This is a genomic window from Jeotgalibacillus aurantiacus, assembly GCF_020595125.1.
GTDB classification, from domain to species: domain Bacteria; phylum Bacillota; class Bacilli; order Bacillales; family Jeotgalibacillaceae; genus Jeotgalibacillus; species Jeotgalibacillus aurantiacus.
Map to the genome: position 1 here is coordinate 76,390 of NZ_JACNMS010000003.1, position 24,371 is coordinate 100,760.

The following is a 24,371-nucleotide window of genomic DNA, read 5'->3' on the forward strand; positions in this document are numbered from 1 at the left end:
TTATTGTACTGTTTGAAAAAATATATGTATTGATTCAACTTATAATTGTATCGTTGTACCTTCAAAGCCGTTTTTTTGTAATGTTCCATCCCGGAAATGTATCGTTTCAACAAATAATTGTCCTGTTCCAGAGGAGAATTGTATTGGTTCCGAAACCCGAATAAGGACTGGCCCCATCTCTACAAAAAAGACGATCGCTTCTCTCAAGCGATCGTCTTTTTTCGTGTATTGTAAAATATAGAAATAAGTTGAAACTATTTTACGAAAACTTGCGTCTGTAGGGTACGAAGGTTGGGATGGGGGTTGTGTTTATGAATTTGGCCGAAAAAGGGTGCGTGAGTGATTCGCATATGGAAGAGGTGATGGATGGCTACGGCGAGTATTTGATCCGCTTGGCTTTTCTGTATGTGAAGGATTGGTCTGCAGCTGAGGATATGGTGCAGGAAGTGTTTATTACTTATTATCAAAAATCCAGTCAGTTTGAAAACCGTTCTTCTCTGAAAACGTATCTGGCCAAAATCACCGTCAATAAATGTCACGACCATTTACGTAGCTGGAAAAATAAGCGCTCGATGCTGTCTGTTTCGATGAAGCATCTCTTGTCTGCTGAAAAGTCTCCGGAGAAATCATTTGAACATCGTGAGAAGGAAAATGAACTCGCGCTAAGTGTGCTGGCGCTTCCGGTTAAATACAGAGAAGTCATCATTCTTTATTATTATCAGGAGTTATCCGTTACCGAAATGAGTGGTGTGCTGAGTTGTTCTGACAATACGATTAAAACCAGGCTGAGGCGAGCGAAAAAGATCCTTAGAACGAAATTAGATGTGGAGACATGGGAGGGACTGCTGGATGAATAGACTGAAGCGCGAGATCGACCACCATATTGGCAAGCGTCCCCGGTTTACAAATGAATTGAAGCAACAGATCCTGATTGACATGAAGAAGTCTGATCCATCGCCTGCTTTCTTTAAAAGAAACCTTGCGACTTTTAAATATGCGGCTATTTTATCGATACTTTTAGTGTTCACCGCCACTTTCCTGTACACGGTTGTAACGGAAAATCATCAGGAGCTAACCTCTTCATCTGAGGAAGCTTCGGTCATAAAGGATGAGGACACTTCACCTGAAATTGAAACGTATTCAACGTACGAAGAGCCCCTGGAGTTACTGGATTATGGGAGTGATTCCATGGATAGAGGGAACCATGATTATACAGTCTATCCGCTCGTTATTGACCCTTCGGCTATTGAAGCAGGAGATATTTCAAGAGGTGACGTTGTGGCTTATGAATATGACTTTTTTGACGGCAAGCAGATAACCGTTTCAAGAGTGATCGGTCTACCAGGCGAAACAGTAGAAATAAAAGAAGGCCAAATCTACATCAATGACCAAAAACTCGACACCTTCTACGGGAAAGTTCATAGATTGGGATTCGGTTCGATTGAGGAATACAACGAGGCTTTAAAAGAAAGTGGAGCCGTTGTAAACCTGGACGCAATGAAGGATATCTATACTCAATCAATCGATAAAATCCAGCTCGGAGAAAACGAATTATTCCTCGCAGGAGACGACTGGTTCAGAGGCGTGCAGCACACGCAAGAAGTTTCTGAGCTGTATGGGAAAGTGTTGGGGTATTACAAATAGAAAAAAGCGTAGAGTAAGAGTCTGTGATCACTAAAGGAAATTTAATTCCATTTGTCGAAACATATGATAAGTTTAGGTTGTCCAAGTTCAAGAAATCATCGAATTTTCATTTCTAGCATAGACATTTGGAGGTGTTTTATATTGGATTGGCTATGGGCGTGGCTTGCATTTTCTCTTGCTGCCGGGGCTTTCTATGAAGCTCATCAGGTTAAAAAAGAAAATAAAATACTAAAAGACAGAATTGAGAATTTAGAGAACAAGGTATTTGAGTAGTTCTATTTCAAAATACTTTAATAAAATTATGATGAATGAGATTTTCATATTATTTGAATTCTTATTTATCAATACATCGACATTAAACCTTAACATAGCCCTGAAGTTCATAATCAAATATGAAAGGAACGTGTGAGGTCATGGGAGGGTGAGGGTTACGATTGATAAAAGTGAAAGTGGAACACATTGAGGCCTTCAGTTCGATTCCGGAAAAAGGGAATCCAGCGGGTGTTGTGCTGAATGGGGAGGATTATACATCAGAACAGATGCTTGAAATCGCGAAAAAAGCAGGGTTTAATGAAACTGCGTTTATACTTCCGTCACAAAGAGCTGATATCAGACTTCGTTATTTTACGCCTGGGGTTGAGATGAATTTATGCGGACATGCGACACTTGGTGCTGTTTACTGCTTACATATGAAGGGGCTGCTAGAGCAACCGACGATAACAATAGAAACCAATGCAGGGATTTTGCCCATAAGCCTTCGTGAAGAAAACGGTCAGATATTCATCACAATGCAACAGGCACAGTCGAAATTTCATCCCTTTGGTGGATCAAAAGCTGACGTAGCAAAGGCAATCGGCCTGAAGGAAGAAGAACTGGACGATGATCTGCCGATTATATACGGAAATACAGGAAACTGGACATTAATCGTTCCGATCAAAAGATTAGAAAGCTTTAAGCGAATGGAGCCCGATACAGAGCGCTTTCCGGATGTGTTGAATGAAATACCAAGTGCTTCAGTGCATCCCATTTGTCTTGAGGTGAGAGATGCTGACAATCACATGCACGCACGCCACTTTTCTGCACCGGCTTCAGGAACCATTGAAGACGCCGTAACAGGGACTGCATCTGCAGTCATGGGCGCATACTATCACCAATTTATTCATCCATCGTTACCTTTGCCGGCTACATTAAAAGTGGAACAAGGGCATGAAATCAACAAAGACGGACAAGTTTTTGTGCATTTGAAACAATTTAATGATGGTATTGAAGTATCAATATCCGGAACAGCTGTTTATGTTAAGACGATTGAAATAGCGTAGACTTGGGGTCTGACCCCAAGTCTACGCTTTTCTCATAGCATTCGAAAAACCTCAATCAATATAAACCCGGCAATGCCCCACATAGAGACAGCTGAAATTTTGTTGATGATTTTCAGCCCTTTTCCTTCTTTATCAATCGTTTTGACGATTCGGCCTATAATGGCGAGTAGTGTGAAGGCGATCCACGAAACGAGAATGCATGCGAGAGCGAATGCAATGAGTTCTGTTCGTTCTGTGTATTGAACGGCGTTAATGCCGATTACCCCGACCGTGTCTAAAATGGCGTGTGGATTGAGCAGGGAAATGGATAAAGCAAACAGGATTTGCTTTTGTACCGGAACGGCTTGTTTCTGATCGGAATCCCCTGCATCTGAATGCCAGATCGTCCATCCTATATACATAAGAAAAATGAAGCCAAGACTATACAAAATGATTTGAAGCTGGGGGATAGCGATTACAACGAGTGAAACCCCTGACACGGAAATAAGAATCAGCAACGTGTCACACAGTGCGGCCGTCACGACAACAGGAAGTGCCATCACAAATTTCCTGTGGGCTGCACCCTGATTGAAAATAAAAATGTTCTGTGGACCGAGCGGCAAAATCAAAGCCGCTGATAAAATAAACCCGTGAATAAATGCACTTAAAATGATTGATCACTCCTTACTTGTTTCATCTTAAACGGTCATGTAAAGTAAATGAACAACCAATTGGTTGATTTTAGAACCAACCAATTTAAAGGAGTATAGGTATGGGATGGACACCGGATCGTGCATCAGGCACACCGCTATTTAAGCAAATACAAGACTGGATCATAGGCCAGATCAGGCAGGGTGTTTGGCCTTCGGGAACCAGACTACCCACTCAGAGAAAGTTAGCTGAACAATTAAGGGTGAATAGGAGCACAATTGTACAGGTGCTGGATGAGCTGAAAGCAGAAGGGTTATTAACTTCAAAAGCTGGAAGTGGGGTGTATGTAAGTTCAACCGGGTGGGAGGATTTTTTGCAAAATACGTCACCAGACTGGCGTTCCCGAATCAGTCAAAGTGATTATCAATCGAACATTCAAACGATCCAGTTGATCAATGAACATGAAAAAAATCCTGACCTTATTCGGTTAGGAACAGGGGAGTTGTCTCCGGAACTTATACCGTCTGATCAAATACAGCATTTGATGAGTGAAATCAAACTCGTAAGCAGGGACCTTGGTTATTCCGAACCTAAGGGATCTTTAAAGTTGAGGCATGTTTTAGTAAAGCATTTGAAGAAGCTTGGCATTGTGTCCTCGGAGGAAAACATTCTCATCGTATCAGGTGGCTTGCAGGCTTTACAACTCGTTTCGATTGGTTTGATTGGTGCGCAGGCTAATATCTATGTTGGTGGTTCATCGTACTTACATTCACTGCCTTCGATCCCGACTGAGAATATCCATTGGCAATCAGAAAATAGTGCTCCGGATGCGAAAAACCATTCGTTTTTTTACACAATTCCAACGTTAAATAATCCAACTGGGACGATTTTGTCCGTTGAGGAACGACAGCGTATTTTAGATCAGTGTAAATCACTTCGACTTCCGATTATTGAAGATGGCGTCTATCAGGAACTGACCTTTGAAGAAGCGCCACAATCTCTGAAGTCGCTGGATCCCGACGGACAAGTGCTGCATATTGGCAGCCTATCTAAAATGTTAAGCCCTGGGCTGCGTGTTGGTTGGATCACGGGTCCTCAAGTTGTCATTGATCATTTAGCGGATCTGAAAATGCAGCTTGATTACGGTAGTAGTGCGATCTCTCAGGAAATCGCTGCTCAGTGGCTGGAATCTAATCAATATCATCAGCATCTCGTTCAGCTTCGCCGGTCTTTGAAAGAAAGAGCAGCATATGCAGAGGAAATTCTGACTCAGCACTTCATGGACATCGCTGAGTGGAACTCACCAAAGGGTGGATTCTACATCTGGTTGAAATTGAACAAACCTGTCGTCACAAAAACGCTCTTTCAAAGAATGATCAAACGCAACGTCCTGATCAATCCAGGGTATATTTACGATCCGGGCAATTACTACCACCTGAGAATTTCATATGCGTATAGTGGTTACGAACAAATTGAAAAGGGGCTGCTAGTGTTGGAGGAGGAGATTAGAAAATTAATGTAGAGTAGAGTCTACGCTACTTCCTATACAAGCCCTTCGTATAAGCCAGCTGCATAACCATGTTTGTTTGCTCCATGATACTCCCGCTTTCCTTATTGATTTCCTAAAATACCTTTATAAAACAAATTATACCACTTTCAATCCTTATATTGTAAAATTGTAGAGGTGGGATCTGTTCCTGCAGTCTACAGTGGCTAGCTTTGAAATAAGGAGGAATCATGAAAAAGTTATTGTTTTTGTTTTTAATAGGGCAATTGTTTTTGCTGTCATATATTTTTAACAAATCTGTTTATGACATATATGAGTTAAATAATCTGGGGGATCAGTCTCTTGATGCATATATCATTGAGGGGTTTTCTGGCAACGAGTTGAATGCTCTTTATAGTGATTTTGAAAGTCAGTGTCTGGCAGAGGATGGCTGTGCATTGCAGTTGATTAAAACGCCTGTGTCTTCAAATCAGACGTTTATTTATGAGGTGTATCACAGTCAGGTTCAAGATATACATAAACCTAAATCGATTTCAGCCGATACGACATTTACTTATCATCCATTAGAAAAAGAGGATTTTATTGATAGTAATGGCGTATTTTATACGGATCTTTCTTTTCAGGATGTGACTCGTTCTGCAGAAGCCGTTGGCGTGACAATCGAACCTTATGAAAATAATATTGCCTACAATCAGATCGTGAAGAACAATGCGCTAAACTTCGCTATTTTACTGATTCTGACTCAGTTGGTTCTATTTATTTATACATTTACACGGATCAAGATCAATGCGATCAAAAAGATGCTGGGTTTTTCAAAAAGCAGGATGGTCGCTGCCTCACTGACTGAGTTTATCAAAATGGAAATCATTATTTTCTTCGTTATTGTAACGCTTCACGCCATTTTTTATCTGGTCAGCTCTACTTTTGTTCTTAGATATTTTATCTTACTGAGCCTGTTTCTCCTTTTCATTATTTTTATCAATATCATTCTTTTGCTCATCACTCAAATAAGCCTGAGATATATAGATATACACTTAATGGTGAAAAATAAGGTGTATTCAAACAGATCAAATATCGCTTTATATACAACTAAAATTGTATTGATGATCTCGATTACATTATCTGTATCCGCTTTTATTGAGACCTATCAGGATTATCAACAGAAGTCCCAAGATCTTGAGCAATATAGACAATTGGAAGGTTTCTTTACTTCAAATGGATACAATTACGCTGAAGATACGAAGGCCCGGATGGATCTTCAGTTGATAGAGGAATATGGAGCGTCCATTAAAAACATGTATGATCAGTTTGATCAACAGGAAGAGCTTTATGTCAATGATGCTTATGTTTTAGAGTTATTATCACCAGGTTATTTAGAGATGCAGGGACTGAGAAAAGAAGATATCTTAGGGTCCATCACTGAAAATTTTATTGTGGCTAATGAGCGGTACGTTAACCGCTTTATGTCTCTCAAAGATGCGGACGGCAATCAAATAGAAAACCTTCAGTCAGAGAACCCAACAATTCTTGTTCCGGAAAAATATCAACCCCAGGAGTCCGAGGTGAAGGAATTTTACATAGAGCACTACAATCTTCTCCTGAACTATAATGAATTTTTCGGACTTGATCAAAATGAGCAACAGACGATTACAAATCTGGATATCATCTATCTGGCGAATGATCAAGAATATGAATTGTTAGGTCAGACGGTGCCGGGAAGCGAAGAGAGTCAAAGTATGTTAAAGGATACCATTATCCTGATTGATCATGGAAACTTTGACAGCCTTTATTATTATGATTTATTAAACCGGGGAGATCTTTATTTCCAGCTCGACAGCAGGGAAGTGTTCAATCAGTCTCTGGCTCAAAATGGTCTAAGCAGCCTTGTTAACGCTGGAACGTTACTGACACCTTATATGGATAGATTACACTTCACTGAATTCATTATGGATCACCTGCTCGTTTTTTCTGTCCTGTTTTTACTCACTTTATTATTCATTATTTATATTTCAAACTACGTGGATATTGTTTCAAACAGCAGAAAGTATGCAATGCAATACATTCATGGCTTCAGCTTTATTAAAATATTCAAGTCGCATTTTACGATTTGGATTATCTTAACACTTGCGGTCATGTTGAAGCTTTTTGTGGCGTTCAATGTCCTGTTTTATGTTGGTGTATTATTCCTCGATTTTGTCGTGTTACTTTATCTGTATAGAAAAATCATCAGCAAAAATGTTGATCAGGTGATTAAAGGAGGTTAACCATGTCAGCTGTAATAGAATTAAGTGGTGTCACGAAACGCTATGGTAAAGAAGAGGCTCTTTCGAATATCAGTCTTTCGATCAATCAGGGAGAAATGGTTGCCATTGTCGGAAAAAGCGGAAGGGGAAAGACCACTTTACTGAATATCATGGGTTTGATTACAAAACATTCAGCAGGTGATATTTTATTATGGAGCCAGAAGAATCCTTCTCTGCATTCTAAAACAACCATGCTGCTGAGAAGAGAAAAGATTGGTTATTTGTTTCAAAACTACGGGCTCGTTGAAGAGGAAAGTGTGCAATGGAACCTGAACCTGGCTTTGGAATATAAAAAACTTAATAAAAAGCAGCGCGGGGAAAAAATCAGTGCACTTTTGGAGGAGTTTAATCTTTCACATTTAAAAGATAAAAAAGTTTATCAGCTGAGTGGAGGAGAACAACAGCGTATCGCAATCATCCGCCTGATCTTACAGGAAAGCGACCTTATTTTGGCAGATGAACCGACGGCCAGTCTAGATGTTGAAAATGAAAAAGTCATTATGGACTACTTAAAACGCCTGAACGATCAGGGGAAAACCATTGTTGTCGTCACGCATAATCAGGATATTCTATCCTATTTTACGCGTGTTATTGATTTGAGTAAGACATAGAAATAAGGGACACATTTCTTGACTCGTTTAAGGAATGCGTCTCTTTTTGGTAGGTAGACTTTAGTGACACAGACCCAAGTTTACGAAACTAGCGTAAAATAGAACTAATCATATAGATGAAGGGGATATTAAGTTGATCGATTTGTTTTTGTACAATTGGCAGGTGCGTGAGGATTGGTTTGTGTGGTGTGAGTCTTTGGCGGAGGAAGAGTTGTTTGTGAAACGAACGGGTGGAATGGAAAGTTTGTTTCAGAATCTGGTGCATGTCGTGGATTGTGAGTTGCTCTGGATCAATCATTTGATTCAGGAGCCTGTGGTTTATGCAGGGCGCGAGGAGATTCGCACGCTGGAGGATATAAGGGCTTATTCAGAATTCACGAAGACGGTGACAAAGCCGGTGATTGATGGCTGGAACGGCGAGCTTGAAGATCAGATTGTTCACATCACGGGCAGAAATGGATATGTGCGTTCCTTTACATATGGAAAAATCATCAGACACCTGATTTCACATGAAATTCATCATATTGGACAGCTATCGATTTGGGCGCGGGAGATTGGCAGGAAGCCGGTTTCGTCGGATTTGATTATCAGAGACTACTAAAGTGAAAAAAATCTTTTCAAAGGGAGCGGTTGTTTTGAACAGACAACACGTAATTGAAAGATACAAGAGCGCTTTGGAAACATACTCAATGCTTCAGCTGCGATATCAACCAGCTGAGGATGTGTGGTCGATCAGCCAGGTGTATGATCATGTCATTGTTGTGGCGCATGAATATCTAGATGAAGTGGAAGCTTGTGCAACGTTAAAACAGGAGCAACAACAGGGGAAAACAGCTTTTGGCGCCCAGTTGTTTGAGGTAGGTGGTTTTCCTCCCATCAAGATCAAATTACCAAAAGAGTTGAATGCACCACCTAAAAATGACGAGAGTAAAGACTCGCTTATGAGAAGGTTAAATGAGGTTTTGATCAGGGTGAATCAGTTGGAAAACGAAGTAGATGAAATGAATCCTAAATTTAAAATTGAACATGGAGGCTTCGGTTGGCTCAATGCAAGAGAGTGGTTAGATCTGGTTGACATGCATTTCAGGCACCATGTTCGTCAAATTGATGAGATGGAGCAGGAAATGGGTAGAAGAAATCTTTTGTGAAATGTGAGTAACGCGGGATGTATATGTTGAATCTTTCTTAATCTGAAATATTCAACATGTACGTCCCCGTGCATCACACAAACTTATTGCACTTCGTACAATAAGGAGTTGTACTACCTCTTCTGATCACACTGCTGCAATGAGAACAGCGGATGTGAATAGACTCTTCCTGATTAACACCTTTCCATCCTTTTGCCATCAGATTGCTGAATAGGGACATTGTCTGAACTTGATACTTCATATACAGCCAAATGAAAATGCCGCAGATGATGAGTACGAGATAGATCATGTTTATGCCTCCTTATTGTCATGAGAGAAAAAGGACGCAATCCCAAATCCTTCATAAACCGAATGATTCAGAATATACGTCCCCACGCTTCACTCCACGCCTAATTTATCGAACACAAATGCGTAGTATTCGGCCAGTTCTTTGAGTTGGTCGAAGCGGCCGGATGCGCCGAAGTGGCCGGCGCCCATGTTGGTTTTCAGGACGAGGGTGTTGTTGTCTGTTTTCATGGTGCGCAGTCTGGCGACCCATTTGGCGGGTTCCCAGTAGGCGACGCGCGGGTCGTTCAGGCCTGTTGTGATGTACAGGTGTGGATAGTCTTTTTCTTCAACATTGTCGTATGGGCTGTAGGATTTCATATAGTTGTAATCCTCTTCATTTTTCGGATTGCCCCACTCATCCCACTCCAGCGTGGTTAATGGAATCGTTTCATCAAGCATCGTTGTTAGAACGTCAACGAAAGGCACTTCCGGCACGATTACTTTGAAAAGTGAGCCTTCCATATTCGACACGGCTCCAACAAGCAAGCCGCCTGCACTGCCACCGCGTGCAGCGATTTGATTAGTTGTGGTGTAGCCTTCTTCGATTAAAAAGCGCGCTACATCGATAAAGTCGTAGAACGAATTGAGTTTTTGATGTGTTTTTCCGTCTTCGTACCAGTGGCGGCCCATTTCACTTCCGCCGCGCACCTGTGCCGTAACGAAGATCACGCCTTTATCTAAAATCGGCAGACGGTAGGCGTTGAAGTAAGGGTTACTGCTGGCACCGTACGATCCGTAGCCTGTCAGAATCAGAGGAGCAGGTCCGTTATCAAGTGCAGCTTTTTTATAAACAGCCATCAATGGCACCTTCACGCCGTCACGTGCAGTAGCCCACAGCTGCTCCTGATGATAATCTTCAGGATGATACGCTCCATTTACCGTTGCGGTGTGAATCGTCTCTTTTTCACCTGTAGCGATCTGTAAACTGTAAATCGTATCCGGTGTCAGCAGGGATTCGTATTCGACTAAAAGCTCAGGCGAATCATAGCTTTGCCCGCCGGTAATTGAAAGGGTGTACAGTGATTCATCCCAGATAAGCTGCTGGAGACTGTTGTCCTCAATTGTCCAGATCTGTGTCAGCCCATTTGCCCGCCCGTAAATGAAGAGCTTACTTAGCGTTGGATACACAAACTGAAGGTAGCGGTTTTCATCGTATGGGATTACTTCCTCACGCTTTGAAAAATCCTTTACAGAACAGCGGACAAGCTTGAAATTAAGCGCGTCTTCATTTGTCAGAATGAGCAGATCCTCACCCCAATGCTCCACATCATACTTGATCCCTCTGCGTCGCTCATCGACAAGCTGAACTGGTGCCAGCGGATTTTCAGCATCAACCAGGCGCACCTCATCTGTCATCGTTGACCCTGAATTCACCGTGATATACTTGCCGTTTTGCGTTTTTGAAATGATTAATGCAAACGTTGAATCCTTTTCTTCATATAAAAGCGTATCAGGTTCCGTGCTGCCAACCTCGTGGCGCCACAAATAGCAAGGGCGCTGCACCTCATCAACCGTTACATAAAAAAGGTATGTACCGCACTGACTCCACTCCACACTGCTGTAAATATAAACGTCACTGATTTTATCAGACAGCAGCTTACCTGTTTGAAGATCTTTCACGTAAATCGTATAACGGTCTGAGCCGTCGCGGTTCTCGAGGTAAGCAAGCTTCGTCTGCTCCTCATTCAACCGCTGCAAAGATACGCTCAAATAATCGTCCTCTCCGGCAAGCTCATTTAAATCAAGAATGATCTCTTCAGACGCTTCAGCTAAAAGTGATCGGTTCGCCGCCTTTTTACGCGCATAAACCGGATACTGCTGCTCTTTATCATAACGGGAATAATAAAAATACGCCCCGTTTTGAACCGGCACCTTCACCTCAGCCTCAGGCACACGGGCCACCATACCCTCATAAATCTCATTCGTCTGCTTTTCAAGAGGCGTCATCACCTCACGATAATACGCATTCTCCTCCTCCAAATACTCAACCACATCCGGATTCGAACGATCCCTCATCCAATAATAATCATCCTCCCGCACATCACCATGAATCTCGTGCACAAAAGGCTCGCGTTTTGCTATAGGTACCTTCATCAAAAAACTCCCTTCTATATCTCTGTATAAATTCGGAATACATTGGGTGAAATCCTGCCTTACTCTACCAATCACCCATTTTTCTCCTGCTGTATGAATGTTAAGATTGATATAGATGATTGAAATACATAATAAGTGATGTGAGTTTGATGAAGAGTAGGCCGATTTATGTGGAGATTGAGATTGAGGATGAGGTTGAGAAGGTGTGGACGTATAGCCAGGATCCCGGGCTGCATGAGCAGTGGGATATGCGTTTTTCTTCCATTACGTATAATGAAAAGCCGCCTGGTGATGAGGTTCAGACATTTACTTATTCGACGAAGGTAATGCCGGGGCTTGAGGTTTCAGGCTGGGGTGAGAGTAAGGGGACGCATGAGAAGGAGAGTGGTGAAAAGACGTCTGCGCTGCATTTTGGGACGGAGCAGGTGATCTCACCGATTGCGGAAGGAAAGGGATATTGGAAGTACATTCCTCACGAAAAGGGAACGACTTTTCTGACGCAGTATGATTATGACGTCCGGTTTGGTTCGGCGGGAAGGCTGTTCGACCGACTATTTCGTCCCCTGATGGGATGGGGAACGGCGTTGAGTTTTGATGTGCTTAAAAGATGGATTGAGACAGGCGAACGTCCTGGCACGCAATATCGCCGTTTCTTTTCGTTTTATGCGATCTGCCTGCTGTTTTCATTTGTGTGGGTGTACCAGGGACTTGTGCCAAAGGTGCTCACGCAGCATCCATTAGAGGTGAGCATGCTGATGCAGCTTTCGCCATTTACACAAGCGCAGGCTGAGACTGCTGTGCTCTGGGTTGGCCTGGCGGAGATACTGTTTGCCTGCTTCTGGCTGGTGCCAGGTCTGCAGAAGTGGCTTTTGAGACTGCAGGTCGTCGTTTTTCCATTGTTGACGATAAGCGCCGTCTTATCAGCACCATCCGTTGCAACAGCGCCATTCAATGTTATTACGCTCAATGTGACGCTGTGGGTGCTCTCAATCATAGGGCTCCTGCTCACTCAACAGCTGCCGACTGCGAAAAGCTGTAAAAGAAAGCGGGGGAAGAAGGCGTGACCATTTATTCAACCTTGTTGGGCGATGATTTTCAAAAGCTGCACCCGAAGCTTCAGCATCGCTACGCACTTCCTTTAGATGACATGTTTTTTGCGGAAGGCGTGATGAGCCGGATTCAAAATGGAGGCTGGCTGCTTTCTCCGTTTTTTCGCGTGGCATCCAGGATCAATTTTTTATTTTCGGAAAGCGGAGAAAAGATCCCATTTTCAATCGCAAATTGCTGCACTATCAATCAAAACGGGGAAGCGGAGGTGGCATGGGAAAGAACCTTTCATTTTCCAAAAGCGGTCCGCAAATTTAACGCGAAAATGACGGTGGATTTAGAAAGAAAGCTCGTGAAGGATTATCTTGGTGACGTGCCGTTTTTCTATTCAGACCTGAACTTTAACGTGACAAAGGACGGCTTCTTACTGATCACATCAGGGGTGCAAAAAATTGTGCTTGGCAGGAAAGAGCTCATACTTCCTGGTCCGCTAAATGGTCGTGTGACGGTGCTTGAAGGTTACGATGATGAGAAAGACGTGTACACCATTCACGTATCTATTTACAACGATTTGCTGGGGAGGGTGATGATGTATGCCGGGAAATTTAAAGAAAGCACTTATTAATCCCCTGATTTTATGTGGGATTTTCTTACTGGGTATCAGTGTGCTCGTTCAAAATCATGAAGGCCATAGCTATTATCTCACGGCTGCTCAGCTGGTTTTTGTGCCGGCGCTGATTCATTTGATCGTGCCGTTACGTTCATTTGAAAAAGTGATCATCGCAATCGGCATGGTGAGTGTGACGCTCATCAGTCTTGGCATGCCTTTTAGTGTGGCAGTCGCATGTTCCGCGGTCTATCTTTTTTATACTTTTTGGGTAGCCTGGAAGGGACTCGAGCGGTTTTTAAAACGTGGTTTTACGAATGTGCCTGAAATCCTGATTGACCTTGGTTTTATGTATCTGGCCATCGGGGGAATGTGGTTTTTCGCCCATGTGAGCGGAATCGATACCGGATTTAGCGAAATGCTGACCTGGCTGACAGGCATTCACTTTCATTATTCTGCGTTTATGCTTTGTGTGTCTGTTGGTCTGCTTGGCCGTTTGAACATGAAGAGGGTGTACAAGATATGTGCACTGATTATCGGGACCGGGCCGATTACGGTGGCGCTTGGGATTACGTTTTCAACCACAATAGAAATTATTTCAGTATCACTTTATGTGCTTGCGATTTATATCCTGACATTTTACAGCTTCCGGATCACCTTTCCGCGTGGTCAGGCTTTACTCGTCCGGATTCCTTACGTGACGCTGTGTTTCACGATTGCCTGGTCCTTTTTGTATGCCTATGGAAATTTCGCCGGTCAGGCTGTGGTGACGATTCCAACGATGCTTGTCGTACACGGGCTTCTGAATTGCGTGCTGTTTGGCTCGTTTACTGTGATTGGCTGGGCGCTAAATGTGCCTGACTCAACACACCAATCACCTCATTTTCCGGTGAGCCGGATTCGCGGGAAGCTAAAAGAGACCGGTGATCCGCATCGCGGGCTTGTGGATGAGATGGGAAACTATGTTGATAAAGAGAAACTGCCTGCTGAAGTTGTTCGGTTTTATGAACAGACAGAGCAGTTCAAGCTCTCCGCCTCTGTGAAATGGGCACCGTGGTTTAAGCCGTTTGCGTTTATTTATAAAGGGATCAGCGGGAAAATCGGACAGATCAATCTGCCTTATTCATCTCAAAAAGTGGAGATGACTGGGGATATTTTGCTGGTTGATGAACAGCTTGATAGCAGAAGCAGACCACGCGTCTGGCATAGAAGGATTGGTGAAGAGACGGTATTTACCGCGATTTACTCAAGCCACCAAACTGCTGGACAAACCTACATGAACATCGCGCTGCCACTGCCGTTCTCAACCATGCACGGAATCCTGAAGCTAACGGCAAAAAACGGGAAACTCCATCTCACAAGCGCTGCAGAAGGCGACGCAGGCACCTACCTCGCCATCGGCCCATACCTGCCAAAGCTGCCCCTGCACGAACGCTTCGTCCTGCAAGAAACCTGCGGAAAACTCACCGCCACACACGACATGACCATCTTCGGCCTGCATTTTTTGCATATCGATTATGAGATTGAGCGCAGGGAAGAAGCAGTGTAGAGGAAGGGTCTGACCCCTGAACTCTATCCAGATCTAAACATATGGAGGTTCGCAGGATTTTGATCGTTGTTCGTAAAAAACCGGCGATGATTCGTAGAATGCTGGGGATGGTTCACAAAATAAGAGGATCGGTTCGCAAAATTTCAGGTTACGTTCCAAGAATTGTGTCATTTGACCTATGAGTTTAGAGGTGGGGTCTGTCCCAAAGTCTGCGCTCGACGAAAGGAGATATCTGAATGGAATGGTCAAAAAGCATGTACAGAGTTAGTGATGACGTAGCACTCTTGGATATTCATAGAGTCCATGAGCTTCTTTCAAGTACTTATTGGGCTAAAGACAGGTCATTAGAAATGATTGAAAAAACCGTTGCGCATTCTATGGCTTTTGGTGTCTATAAAAATGAGAAACTGATCGGTTTCGCAAGGGTGATTACAGATCAAGCCGTTTTCTCCTGGGTGATGGATGTAGTCATAGATGCCGACTACAGAGGTGATGGGCTCGGACAATGGTTAATGGAATGCATACTCGCCCACCCGTCCATCAAGCACACCGCCTTTGCCCTGGCCACTTCTGATGCACAAGGGTTTTACAATAAATTCAATTTCAAAAATAATGAATGTATGACGAGACCATTAGGGTAGAGAAAGAGTCTGACCCCAAGTCTACGGTAGATTTGGGGACAGACTCTGATACTACAGACATTTACACCAATCATTCATAGATCATTCGTGCATCAAGATTCTTCAAAAGCCAGATTCACCGGTTCATCAAGTATCACAATCTCAGTCTGCAAATTAGTAGTCGGGGTTTTTTCGTCCACTTCTTCAAATGTCACGCTGTCAGCCCAGATGCAGCCGGGCCCGGAGAGGATCATGCCAAAAGAGATAACCGCGCTGTTTTCCGGGATGTCCAGCACGATGGTGTAATGGTTCCAGTTTGAAGTGCTCTGGATCGGACGATCACTCATATTATCAAACTGCAGCACTTCCTCAGAGGCACTATCCACCCGCATCCACAATGAAGCCATATGCTTCACGTCTTCTGTCTTCAAGAAAGCAGACAGCTTCATTCTTTTCCCGCGGTAGCGATCAGCCTTGAATTGTTGCATCATCGTGGCGAATTCACCCTCTGCAGGCGTAACGGTCTTCGACTTCAGATATCCGGATTGCTTCCCCTGGTGAACCGTCTCTACATCAGCACCCATTTCATAATTAAATGGATGACTGCCACTCAAAAACCAGCCTTTTAACGTTTCTTCCATTTGCTCTTCCTCCTTCATCTTCATTAAACTCATCATTTGCCTGCGATATTGCCCGGGCGGAAACCCGTACACCTTCTTAAAAGCCCGCGTAAATACTTCCTGAGAATCAAAACAGAAGTGCATGGCGATATCAATGATCCGCTCATCCGTATGTATCAGCGCCATAGCAGCATTCGTCAGCCGCCTCAGTCGCAAATACTCCGTAAAAGACATCCCCACCGCACCCTGAAATAGTCGATGAAAATGAAACTTCGAAAATCCTGACTGTGCAGCAATATCCTCAGCCGTCACCTCCTCATGCAAATGTCCCTCAATCCACTCAATCGTCCTTCGAATCATCACATCATTCGTCATCTTGTCACCTGCCTTAATCAAATCATAGCAAAACGAATCCAAGGGTTTTTGACTTTTTTTGCTAAAGACGTTATTCCGATGAAAAAGAGAATTTAGGCGTTGTTTACACAAATGGTTTTAAATAGAAAATAAAAGGGTAAGTGTTTTAAATGTTAGCGGAATAGATAACATTTTTTCACAATAAAATTTTTCCGAGATAATATAAATGATGTCGAATATGTGCTAAACTAAGTCGACATTATTTTATTTATCTAATTATGTCTAAAAATTCAAAAGAGAGGAGTGTTTTTATGCAGTGGTATTTAAAAGTATTAAAAAACTATGTAACTTTTAGCGGGAGAGCGAGAAGAAAAGAGTTTTGGATGTTTAATTTAATTAATTTTCTTATTGTGTTAGCTCTTTCAGTTGTTGAACTAGTTCTGGAAATTCCGGCTTTCTTATCTGGTATCTACTCGTTGGCCATTATTTTACCATCTTTGGCTGTAACGGTTCGTCGTTTGCATGATATCGGAAAAAGCGGATGGTGGATTTTGATTTCTCTGGTACCTCTTGTAGGTGCAATTATTCTATTAGTTTTCGAATGTTTAGATAGTGTACCAGACAATCAATACGGACCAAATCCAAAATCCGGTGCTGCAAGTGATATCGCAATATAATAAAAGAGTGGTTGTTCCTGATTGCGGGAGCAGCCGTTTTTTTAATTTGGTAGAATTCCCAATGCGCTCTCTCATGATTAACCTCCTGCACAAAGGGAAAACACTTTTCGACGTGTTTTTTCACGTTACATAAAAGTGAGCAGGAGGTTTTATGATGGTAACAGCGAAAGCGAGAGCGGTGGATGGTCCGAAGGATTCTTTTCGTGCTGCTGAGATTGAACGCCGGGCGTTAGATGCAACGGATGTATTGATTGAGATTAAGTTTGCGGGCATTTGCCACTCGGACATTCATACAGCGCATGGTGAATGGGGCGAGGTTCAGTATCCGCTCGTTCCCGGACATGAAATCGCCGGGATTGTCACTGAGGTAGGTAAAGATGTGAAGAAGTACAAGGTTGGCGATCGTGTAGGGGTCGGCTGTATGGTCGATTCGTGCGGTAAATGTAAGAACTGCCAGGAAGGTGAGGAGCAGTATTGCTTAGAGGGCAATATCCCAACCTACGCCGGCGTTGATAAATACGGTGATTATACCCAGGGCGGTTACTCTACGCACATCGTTGTCACAGAGGATTTTGTTCTGAAGATTCCGGATAATATTCCGCTTGATAAAGCTGCGCCACTGCTATGCGCAGGTATTACAACGTACTCACCTTTAAACCACTGGAACGCCGGTCCTGATAAAAAAGTGGCTGTCATCGGAATGGGCGGACTTGGCCATATGGCGGTTAAAATTGCACACGCCATGGGATCTGAAGTGACCGTTCTGTCTCAGACGCTCAATAAACAGGAAGACGGCATGAAATTCGGTGCAAGTGAGTACTATGCAACGAGTGAAAAAGAAACATTCGAAAAGCTTGCCGGTAAATTTGATCTGATCATCAATACGGTCAGCGCAAAGATTGATATGAATCAGTATTTGTCACTGCTTGACCTGAACGGTACACTTGTAAACGTAGGTGCACCGGCAGAACCGCTTGATATCAACGTGTTCTCACTTATTCCGCACCGACGCTCATTCGCAGGCTCACTAATCGGAGGTATTCGTGAAACACAGGAAATGCTCGACTTCTGTGCCGAACACGACATCGCTCCGCAAATCGAAGTCATCTCAGCAGACGACATCGATAAAGCCTACGACCGCGTACTCAAATCAGACGTCAAATACCGTTTTGTGATTGATACAAGCACGATCTAATAAACACTGTCAGGGATGAAGCGCCATGGGTGCTTCATCTTTTTTAGTGTGGGGCAGGCGATTTTGGAACAATACAATTAAATGTTGAAATAGTACAATTCTATTTTGAAACATAACAATTCCGGGGTGAAGCGATACAAAAACGTTGGTTTGAAAGGCTAACGATACAATAAAAATCTGAAACGATACATATATTTTCCGGAACGCGATAAATAAAAATCGAAACGATTGAATAACCCGAGCGAACGTTACAATTCCACTCAGCACGCCCACACGGAAAGGCCTCTTGCTCTTCTGTGGTGGTAGGCTTTAGAACAATACAATTAAATGTTGAAACAGTACAATTCTATTTTGAAACATAACAATTCCACGGTGAATCAATACAAAAACGTTGGCCCAAAAGGCTAACGATACAATAAAAATCTGAAACGATACATATATTTCCTGGAACGCGACAAATAAAAATTGAAACGATTGAATAACCCGAGCGAACGTTACAATTCCACTCAGCACGCCCACACGGAACCGACCCCAACTCGCCGGACCCCACCCCTCAAAATATGGTATTCTATCCCTATAACATAACAAAATCAGGTGGTTTTAGAAGATGAATATTTTTCTGGTGGAGGATGACAGACAGATTGTAGAACAGATGGAGCGGCACCTTGCGCAGTGGGGATTCGAGGTGTCGGTGCCAACAGATTTTCAGAATGTGATGAGCACCTTTCGGGAAGAGGAACCTCATCTTGTGCTAATGGATATCCAGCTGCCGGCGTTTGACGGGTTTTACTGGTGCCGTGAGATCCGGAGTGAATCGAGGGTGCCGATTATTTTCCTCTCATCGCGTGATCACCCGATGGATCAGGTGATGGCGATGCAGCTTGGCGCAGATGATTACGTGCAGAAGCCTTACAACATGGAGGTGCTTGTCGCTAAAATTCAGGCGATTGCCCGTCGCACCTATGAGTATCAGGATGCTCAAGCTGAAAGTCCAGTCCAGACCTGGAACGGAGCCGAGCTCGATCTGAAAAAAGGCACGCTCTCGTTACATAACCAGACCATGGATTTAACAAAAAATGAGCTTTATATTTTGTCGATTTTACTTGAGCATCCGAATGAAATTGTGCCGCGTGACACGCTGATCAGGAAGCTTTGGGATGACGAGCGTTTTGTCAATGACAACACGCTGACGGTCAACATTGGCCGGCTGCGTCAGAAGGTGGCTGACCTTGGGATGGAGGATGTCATCATCACGAAAAAAGGGATTGGTTATATGGCGGTGAGCCGATGATCCATTATCTTGCTGATAAGAAAAGCTGGATCGCGGGCTTTGTATTGATACTCGTTTTCGCTAATATCCTTTTTTGGCTGGATCCGGGTCTCGCGCTCAGTGACACCAGCGTCCTTTACTTTAATGGCGTGTTGATCATCTGCTTTATTCCGTTTCTCGTTTGGAGGGCTAAACGGGAAACGAGATATTTAAAAGAAGTGGAAGACATGACATTAGACAATGACCTCAAAGATTGGGAAACGCTCCTGCCGGAAGCGGGCAATCACGAAGAGCAACGTTTGCAAACCGTGATTTCAGAAGCATCGCGTCTTGCGCGAAGTCAGGCGGAGGGAAGTGAGGAAACGCAATCGCTGAAAGCTGCTGATATTGAAGCGTGGGTGCATGAAATGAAAGCGCCACTTACTTCGTTAAAGCTGCAGATTGATGCTGAGAAGGATCATCCTGCGATACAAAAGGTGGAGCTTGAATGGAGCCGCCTGCACTTTCTTTTAGAGCAGCAGCTTTATCAGGCAAGGCTTTCGTCAATCGAGCATGACACGGTGATGGAGCATGCGGAAGCCGGACACATCATCTTTCCTGAAATTAAGGCACTTTCTGCGATCTGCCGGGCGAGAGGAATCGGATTTGATATTGAGGGAGAAGATTTCACGGTCCTGACTGATTTAAAATGGAGCCGGTTTGTCTTTCGACAGGTGCTCTCCAATGCAGTGAAATACAGTCCGGATCAGAGTGAAATCACCATTTTAGCTGAAAAAAATGACCGCTTCACGGAAATTGTGATTCAGGATCAGGGACCTGGCATTAAACCTGAGCATCTGCCCCGTATTTTCGAAAAAGGATTTACAGGGGAAGCGGGCAGACGACAGAGCAATGCAACGGGTCTCGGCCTGTATTTAGCGAAGCGGGCTGCAGATTCGTTTGGCATCAAAATAGATATACGATCAGATCAAACGGGAACATGCGCACGGCTGATTTTCCCGTCACCTGATACGTTTCAAAAACCCTATCACGCAACGTGACAAAAATGTCACCTGCATTGTCATGTAAATCGAACGATTGTCAGCTGCGGTTTGCTTATGATGGAGACAGAACAGGGAAGGAGTATGAATGATGTCTCAATCAAAACCACTTTTAACGGCACGAAATATACGAAAAACCTTTGGAACGAAAAAACAGCCCATTGAAGTATTAAAAGGGCTTGATCTAAATGTAGAAGCGGGAGAATTCGTCGGGATTATGGGTCCATCCGGAGCGGGGAAAACGACTTTTATGAATGTCCTTGCCAGCATTGATACGGCGACATCCGGAAGTATCGTCATTGATGGGTCGGATGTGACAGCAATGCGTGATAAACGTTTGTCTGAATTCCGGCGAAAAGAGCTCGGCTTTATTTTTCAGGACTACAATCTACTTGAAACGCTGACGGCTAAAGAAAACATTCTGCTGCCGATGTCATTGGGCGGTCATGCGAAAAAAGATGTGGAAGCCACTTATGCACGTCTGGCCAATACTTTTGACATTGCCCATGTCGCGAATCAGTATCCACACGAGCTGTCGGGTGGTCAGAAACAGCGGACGTCTGCAGCACGTGCGTTAATTCATGAGCCGAAAATTCTGTTTGCAGACGAGCCGACCGGGGCACTCGATTCCAAATCAGCAGCTGTCCTGCTCGGTAAAATGGAAGAGCTGAATCGTCAAAATGGCGTAACAATCATGATGGTGTCGCACGATCCGCTGGCATCAAGCTACTGCAGCCGCGTCCTGTTTTTGCAGGATGGCCGGCTTTATACGGAACTTCATCGCGGCGGTCGCAGCCGTCAGGCCTTTTTTAACGATATTTTAAATGTTCAGGGTGTGCTTGGAGGGACGATTCATGAAGTTAAGTGAGCTCGTCCGGCGCAATATGCTGGCTAACATCCGCCAATACTATTTGTATTTTTTCTCACTGATTTTCAGTGTAATGCTTTATTTTATTTTCAGCACAATGCAATATAGTGAGCTGATCACGCAGGCGGTTTCATTCTCGCAAGGCATTGGTGCGTCGTTCCGGTCTGGTGTCTTTTTCCTGGCAGCGATCATGCTTGTCTTCGTCACCTATGCGAAAAATCTGTTCTTTAAAAGGCGGGGCAGAGAGATCGGACTGTATCAGCTGATTGGTCTTTCGCGGGGAGCGGTTATCCGGATGCTGCTGATCGAAAATCTCATTATGATGACATTAGCAGCACTTGTGGGTACGCTATTAGGGCTTCTTTTCTCAAGGCTGTTCCTGCTATTATTTTTCGAAATCATGCGTTTTGATATGAACGTCGGCTTTCAAATTTCTACTGCAGCACTATTGCAAACGGGTGCACTGCTCATATTGTTGCTTGTGGTGACCTCCTGGCAGACGATCAGATTTGTGCGGAAGCACACGCTGGTCCAGCTGTTTCAGTCTAAAGCTGAAACGGAACAGATTCGTGAAATCAAACCGGTCCGTCAGCTGCTGATGGGGCTTGCCGGAATTTTGCTTGTTGGATTCGGTTACTGGCTATCGGGGAGAATGCTGAATGCTTTTCTGTTAGTGAATATGCTCCTCGTGTTGTTCTCCACGGTCTTCGGGACCTATCTTGTGTTCCGTGTATCGATCGGCTGGCTGCTGACCCTTTACCGTAAACAGATGAACGGACATTTACAGTTCAAGCATGCACTGTCGCTGGCACCATTGATTCACCGCCTGAAGAGCAACGCGAGAATGCTGACCTTAATCGCTACGCTTTCTGCGATTACACTTACGCTGGTAACGGGCGCGTATTCTCTCTATTACTCTGCTGAAGAAGAAGCCGATATTTTATATCCGCATGATTTTATTTTTCTTGAAGCTGATGATGCTGAATACGCTACGGAATTTGAGGGCCGTATGCAAGAGGCGGATCTTTCATATAAAGCTCATGAGATTGAAACGTTCTCTCATGATGTAACCTATGAGAACTTTGATCAGGGGTTAGGTATCCCTATTGACTCCAATCATCCGACTTTTGTTTCGGCGAGCGATTTGAGTGAAGCCGGGGTTGAGGTATCAGTCAAACCGGGAGAAGCCGTATATTTTGGCGGCATGGTCGTACCATCAATGCCTGAGGACACCACTGTAAATTTAGCAGGAAAATCATTAGAACTAGTGGAAATTAAAAATAAAGCAGCGCTGAATTATGGCGTCCAGTTCAATGTATTTGCGTTAAATGAAGAGGATTACCGTGCAGTAAAACCTGATTACGAATCTAACTATCTTACGTTTAATTTGGAGAATCAGGCTGAACGGGAACAAGCCAATGAAATGTATCATGCCATCTCACCTGATCCTGAAGAAGGCATGCTGTATAGCACCAATGTTGATGAAACGCTGATACGCATGGAGATGTCAGGCGTACTTATTTTCATCGCAGGATTTTTAGGCATTGTATTCTTAAGTGCAACGGGCAGCATTCTATACTTTAAGCAGATGACAGAGGTCGAGGAAGAGAAAGGAAGCTACCGCACACTTCGTCAGCTCGGCTTTACCGTTGGCAACATGATGAGCGGCGTCGGACGAAAGCAGCTTCTGTTCTTCGCGATTCCGCTCGTCATCGGACTTGGCCACACCTACTTTGCCCTGAAATCCGTCGCCTTTCTATTCAGGACAAACATCACAGTTCCCGTCATTATCTCAATCAGCATCTTTACTCTGATCTATCTGGCATTTTATCTCCTAAGCATCACCAACTCCCGCAGCGAAATCACACGCGCGATCAGAGGGTAGTATTGGGGTCTGTCCCTTGGTCTACGGTAGACCTGAGGGACAGACCTTTTTTCTACCTTTGGTGTGTGGCTCTGGAACGATACAATTAAAAGTTGGAACAGTACATTTCTATTTTGAAACATAACAATTCCGTGGTGAATCGATACAAAAACGTTAGTTTCAAAGGGTAACGATACGATAAAAATCTGAAACGATACATATATTTTCCGGAACGCGACAAATAATATTTGAATCGATTTAAAAACTACCATAAATGATACAATTCCATTTACTTCTATAAATGGGTCATTTACGATAGTAGTATCGTTATCTATTAGGAGGAACGAATTTGTCTAAAAGGTATTCCTGGAGAAGTTACACTTACCTGATTTTTGCGTTGCTCGCATCTTTGTCTATGGTTCTTCTGGATCCGATCGCTATTGCAACAAACGAGCAAGTTGGTTTTTTAGTGATTATTGTAGTCATTGTGTCAGCCTTAGCTTCTATCCTACTTACCTTTATCACCTTCTCCACTAAAAATGAAAAGAAATGGATCGCTGTGATCGCTTTGGTGTTAACGATTATAAACACTGGGATTCTTGCTTTTTTCATCTGGTTTGGAGCGAATCTTTCCTGATCAGGCAGATGTAGGGGGACAGATTTCTCTTTATATAATGGGATTTTATGTTAAAGTAAACGTGAACATATTGTTTGCAGTTTTCACCTCAAATGAAGTCCTCAATCGTCCATCAGCGTAAATCCATCTATTTAGTATCGTGTGCCTCTCAGTGATTATCAGGCAAAAACTGAAAGCCCGCCTGACTTATAAAGAAACGGAGTGATGAAAGTGAATGCACTAATCTTGTTAAACATCACGATTATTTCAGCCGGTTTTGTTTTTCTGTTTTCGATGAAAAGAAAGATGGAATGGAAGGTTGCATTTATTAAGCAAAATGAAGATCATCCTGAGGCCAAAATGCATGCACGATACGTCATTCAGTGGATCGCTGCAGCTGCATTGTGGGGGATGATCAGCATGGGACTGGTTGTGTGGAGTTTTTCATTGTAGACCCCAGA

The 24,371-nt window shown here is 43.6% G+C and carries 25 protein-coding genes; 21 read left to right on the forward strand and 4 right to left on the reverse strand.

Features of this window, described 5'->3' with window-relative positions; translation table 11 throughout:
• Nucleotides 1-311 precede the first annotated feature (311 nt).
• The 4 genes from H7968_RS09875 to H7968_RS09885 all read left to right on the forward strand — a co-directional run bounded on the left by H7968_RS09875 (nt 312) and on the right by H7968_RS09885 (nt 2,963).
• Nucleotides 312-857: a sigma-70 family RNA polymerase sigma factor gene (locus H7968_RS09875; RefSeq protein ID WP_227395990.1), complete on the forward strand. Its 546-nt coding sequence runs from the start codon at nt 312-314 to the stop codon at nt 855-857.
• Nucleotides 850-1,644, forward strand: a complete 795-nt coding sequence (locus H7968_RS09880) for a S26 family signal peptidase (protein ID WP_227395991.1) — start codon at nt 850-852, stop codon at nt 1,642-1,644. The genes H7968_RS09875 and H7968_RS09880 overlap by 8 nt, the downstream gene beginning before the upstream one ends.
• Nucleotides 1,645-1,785: 141 nt before the next feature.
• Nucleotides 1,786-1,917 carry a hypothetical protein gene (locus H7968_RS18015; protein ID WP_264476693.1) on the forward strand — a complete coding sequence of 44 codons (132 nt, stop codon included), beginning with the start codon at nt 1,786-1,788 and terminating at the stop codon, nt 1,915-1,917.
• A gap of 161 nt (nt 1,918-2,078) precedes the next feature.
• Nucleotides 2,079-2,963 (forward strand): PhzF family phenazine biosynthesis protein, encoded by an 885-nt coding sequence (locus H7968_RS09885; protein WP_227395992.1) that lies wholly within the window; start codon nt 2,079-2,081, stop codon nt 2,961-2,963.
• Nucleotides 2,964-2,995: 32 nt separating this feature from the next.
• On the opposite strand, the gene H7968_RS09890 is transcribed toward H7968_RS09885, so the two are convergent.
• Nucleotides 2,996-3,571, reverse strand: a complete 576-nt coding sequence (locus H7968_RS09890) for a LysE/ArgO family amino acid transporter (RefSeq protein ID WP_264476694.1) — start codon at nt 3,569-3,571, stop codon at nt 2,996-2,998.
• A gap of 143 nt (nt 3,572-3,714) precedes the next feature.
• Here H7968_RS09890 and H7968_RS09895 point away from each other — a divergent pair, with 143 nt between their 5' ends.
• The 5 genes from H7968_RS09895 (at nt 3,715) to H7968_RS09915 (ending at nt 9,162) form a co-directional block, all read left to right on the forward strand.
• Nucleotides 3,715-5,115: an aminotransferase-like domain-containing protein gene (locus tag H7968_RS09895; RefSeq protein WP_227395993.1), complete on the forward strand. Its 1,401-nt coding sequence runs from the start codon at nt 3,715-3,717 to the stop codon at nt 5,113-5,115.
• Nucleotides 5,116-5,330: 215 nt separating this feature from the next.
• Nucleotides 5,331-7,364: a hypothetical protein gene (locus H7968_RS09900; RefSeq protein WP_227395994.1), complete on the forward strand. Its 2,034-nt coding sequence runs from the start codon at nt 5,331-5,333 to the stop codon at nt 7,362-7,364.
• Nucleotides 7,365-7,366: 2 nt separating this feature from the next.
• A complete protein-coding gene (locus tag H7968_RS09905) occupies nt 7,367-8,014 on the forward strand; it encodes a putative bacteriocin export ABC transporter (protein WP_227395995.1) in 648 nt (215 codons plus the stop codon).
• Nucleotides 8,015-8,147: 133 nt separating this feature from the next.
• On the forward strand, nt 8,148-8,615 hold the full coding sequence (locus tag H7968_RS09910) for a DinB family protein (RefSeq protein WP_227395996.1): 468 nt from the start codon (nt 8,148-8,150) through the stop codon (nt 8,613-8,615).
• 1 nt (nt 8,616) lies between these two features.
• Nucleotides 8,617-9,162: a DinB family protein gene (locus H7968_RS09915; RefSeq protein ID WP_227395997.1), complete on the forward strand. Its 546-nt coding sequence runs from the start codon at nt 8,617-8,619 to the stop codon at nt 9,160-9,162.
• Nucleotides 9,163-9,235: 73 nt separating this feature from the next.
• Here the strand turns inward: H7968_RS09915 and H7968_RS09920 are convergent, their stop codons facing one another.
• Both H7968_RS09920 and H7968_RS09925 read right to left on the reverse strand, forming a co-directional pair.
• Nucleotides 9,236-9,451 (reverse strand): hypothetical protein, encoded by a 216-nt coding sequence (locus H7968_RS09920; RefSeq protein WP_227395998.1) that lies wholly within the window; start codon nt 9,449-9,451, stop codon nt 9,236-9,238.
• Nucleotides 9,452-9,540: 89 nt separating this feature from the next.
• Nucleotides 9,541-11,583 carry a S9 family peptidase gene (locus H7968_RS09925; RefSeq protein ID WP_227395999.1) on the reverse strand — a complete coding sequence of 681 codons (2,043 nt, stop codon included), beginning with the start codon at nt 11,581-11,583 and terminating at the stop codon, nt 9,541-9,543.
• A gap of 149 nt (nt 11,584-11,732) precedes the next feature.
• On the opposite strand from H7968_RS09925, the gene H7968_RS09930 reads away from it, so the two are divergent.
• The 4 genes from H7968_RS09930 to H7968_RS09945 all read left to right on the forward strand — a co-directional run bounded on the left by H7968_RS09930 (nt 11,733) and on the right by H7968_RS09945 (nt 15,427).
• Nucleotides 11,733-12,647, forward strand: a complete 915-nt coding sequence (locus H7968_RS09930; protein WP_227396000.1) for a DoxX-like family protein — start codon at nt 11,733-11,735, stop codon at nt 12,645-12,647.
• Nucleotides 12,644-13,255 carry a DUF4166 domain-containing protein gene (locus H7968_RS09935; protein WP_227396001.1) on the forward strand — a complete coding sequence of 204 codons (612 nt, stop codon included), beginning with the start codon at nt 12,644-12,646 and terminating at the stop codon, nt 13,253-13,255. Before H7968_RS09930 ends, H7968_RS09935 begins: the two co-directional genes overlap by 4 nt.
• Entirely contained in the window at nt 13,224-14,786 is a 1,563-nt protein-coding gene (locus tag H7968_RS09940; protein WP_227396002.1) for a YndJ family protein, read from the forward strand. The genes H7968_RS09935 and H7968_RS09940 overlap by 32 nt, the downstream gene beginning before the upstream one ends.
• A 236-nt stretch (nt 14,787-15,022) precedes the next feature.
• The gene (locus H7968_RS09945; protein ID WP_227396003.1) at nt 15,023-15,427 is read left to right on the forward strand and encodes a GNAT family N-acetyltransferase; all 405 of its coding nucleotides are present in this window, start codon (nt 15,023-15,025) and stop codon (nt 15,425-15,427) included.
• 92 nt (nt 15,428-15,519) lie between these two features.
• Here H7968_RS09945 and H7968_RS09950 read toward each other — a convergent pair whose 3' ends face one another.
• A complete protein-coding gene (locus H7968_RS09950) occupies nt 15,520-16,401 on the reverse strand; it encodes a helix-turn-helix domain-containing protein (protein ID WP_227396004.1) in 882 nt (293 codons plus the stop codon).
• A 290-nt stretch (nt 16,402-16,691) separates the two neighbouring features.
• On the opposite strand from H7968_RS09950, the gene H7968_RS09955 reads away from it, so the two are divergent.
• The 8 genes from H7968_RS09955 to H7968_RS09990 all read left to right on the forward strand — a co-directional run bounded on the left by H7968_RS09955 (nt 16,692) and on the right by H7968_RS09990 (nt 24,363).
• Nucleotides 16,692-17,057, forward strand: a complete 366-nt coding sequence (locus H7968_RS09955; RefSeq protein WP_227396005.1) for a DUF805 domain-containing protein — start codon at nt 16,692-16,694, stop codon at nt 17,055-17,057.
• A 154-nt stretch (nt 17,058-17,211) separates the two neighbouring features.
• Nucleotides 17,212-18,252 carry an NAD(P)-dependent alcohol dehydrogenase gene (locus H7968_RS09960; protein WP_227396006.1) on the forward strand — a complete coding sequence of 347 codons (1,041 nt, stop codon included), beginning with the start codon at nt 17,212-17,214 and terminating at the stop codon, nt 18,250-18,252.
• A 607-nt stretch (nt 18,253-18,859) separates the two neighbouring features.
• Entirely contained in the window at nt 18,860-19,543 is a 684-nt protein-coding gene (locus H7968_RS09965) for a response regulator transcription factor (protein ID WP_227396007.1), read from the forward strand.
• Complete coding sequence (locus tag H7968_RS09970) at nt 19,540-20,562, forward strand: sensor histidine kinase (protein WP_227396008.1); 1,023 nt, start codon at nt 19,540-19,542, stop codon at nt 20,560-20,562. Before H7968_RS09965 ends, H7968_RS09970 begins: the two co-directional genes overlap by 4 nt.
• 91 nt (nt 20,563-20,653) lie before the next feature.
• Nucleotides 20,654-21,430 carry an ABC transporter ATP-binding protein gene (locus tag H7968_RS09975; RefSeq protein ID WP_227396009.1) on the forward strand — a complete coding sequence of 259 codons (777 nt, stop codon included), beginning with the start codon at nt 20,654-20,656 and terminating at the stop codon, nt 21,428-21,430.
• On the forward strand, nt 21,417-23,315 hold the full coding sequence (locus H7968_RS09980) for an ABC transporter permease (protein WP_227396010.1): 1,899 nt from the start codon (nt 21,417-21,419) through the stop codon (nt 23,313-23,315). Before H7968_RS09975 ends, H7968_RS09980 begins: the two co-directional genes overlap by 14 nt.
• 328 nt (nt 23,316-23,643) lie before the next feature.
• Nucleotides 23,644-23,931: a hypothetical protein gene (locus H7968_RS09985; protein WP_227396011.1), complete on the forward strand. Its 288-nt coding sequence runs from the start codon at nt 23,644-23,646 to the stop codon at nt 23,929-23,931.
• A gap of 210 nt (nt 23,932-24,141) precedes the next feature.
• Nucleotides 24,142-24,363, forward strand: a complete 222-nt coding sequence (locus H7968_RS09990; protein WP_227396012.1) for a hypothetical protein — start codon at nt 24,142-24,144, stop codon at nt 24,361-24,363.
• Nucleotides 24,364-24,371: the final 8 nt, after the last annotated feature.

What these genes read in the sequence shown, in the direction of transcription:
- H7968_RS09875 (WP_227395990.1), top strand. Translation starts at nt 312, where the DNA reads ATGAATTTGGCCGAAAAAGGGTGCGTGAGTGATTCGCATATGGAAGAG.
- H7968_RS09880 (WP_227395991.1), top strand. Translation starts at nt 850, where the DNA reads ATGAATAGACTGAAGCGCGAGATCGACCACCATATTGGCAAGCGTCCC.
- H7968_RS09895 (WP_227395993.1), top strand. Translation starts at nt 3,715, where the DNA reads ATGGGATGGACACCGGATCGTGCATCAGGCACACCGCTATTTAAGCAA.
- H7968_RS09900 (WP_227395994.1), top strand. Translation starts at nt 5,331, where the DNA reads ATGAAAAAGTTATTGTTTTTGTTTTTAATAGGGCAATTGTTTTTGCTG.
- H7968_RS09905 (WP_227395995.1), top strand. Translation starts at nt 7,367, where the DNA reads ATGTCAGCTGTAATAGAATTAAGTGGTGTCACGAAACGCTATGGTAAA.
- H7968_RS09920 (WP_227395998.1), bottom strand. Translation starts at nt 9,451, where the DNA reads ATGATCTATCTCGTACTCATCATCTGCGGCATTTTCATTTGGCTGTAT.
- H7968_RS09925 (WP_227395999.1), bottom strand. Translation starts at nt 11,583, where the DNA reads ATGAAGGTACCTATAGCAAAACGCGAGCCTTTTGTGCACGAGATTCAT.
- H7968_RS09930 (WP_227396000.1), top strand. Translation starts at nt 11,733, where the DNA reads ATGAAGAGTAGGCCGATTTATGTGGAGATTGAGATTGAGGATGAGGTT.
- H7968_RS09940 (WP_227396002.1), top strand. Translation starts at nt 13,224, where the DNA reads ATGCCGGGAAATTTAAAGAAAGCACTTATTAATCCCCTGATTTTATGT.
- H7968_RS09945 (WP_227396003.1), top strand. Translation starts at nt 15,023, where the DNA reads ATGGAATGGTCAAAAAGCATGTACAGAGTTAGTGATGACGTAGCACTC.
- H7968_RS09950 (WP_227396004.1), bottom strand. Translation starts at nt 16,401, where the DNA reads ATGACGAATGATGTGATGATTCGAAGGACGATTGAGTGGATTGAGGGA.
- H7968_RS09955 (WP_227396005.1), top strand. Translation starts at nt 16,692, where the DNA reads ATGCAGTGGTATTTAAAAGTATTAAAAAACTATGTAACTTTTAGCGGG.
- H7968_RS09960 (WP_227396006.1), top strand. Translation starts at nt 17,212, where the DNA reads ATGGTAACAGCGAAAGCGAGAGCGGTGGATGGTCCGAAGGATTCTTTT.
- H7968_RS09965 (WP_227396007.1), top strand. Translation starts at nt 18,860, where the DNA reads ATGAATATTTTTCTGGTGGAGGATGACAGACAGATTGTAGAACAGATG.
- H7968_RS09970 (WP_227396008.1), top strand. Translation starts at nt 19,540, where the DNA reads ATGATCCATTATCTTGCTGATAAGAAAAGCTGGATCGCGGGCTTTGTA.
- H7968_RS09975 (WP_227396009.1), top strand. Translation starts at nt 20,654, where the DNA reads ATGTCTCAATCAAAACCACTTTTAACGGCACGAAATATACGAAAAACC.
- H7968_RS09980 (WP_227396010.1), top strand. Translation starts at nt 21,417, where the DNA reads ATGAAGTTAAGTGAGCTCGTCCGGCGCAATATGCTGGCTAACATCCGC.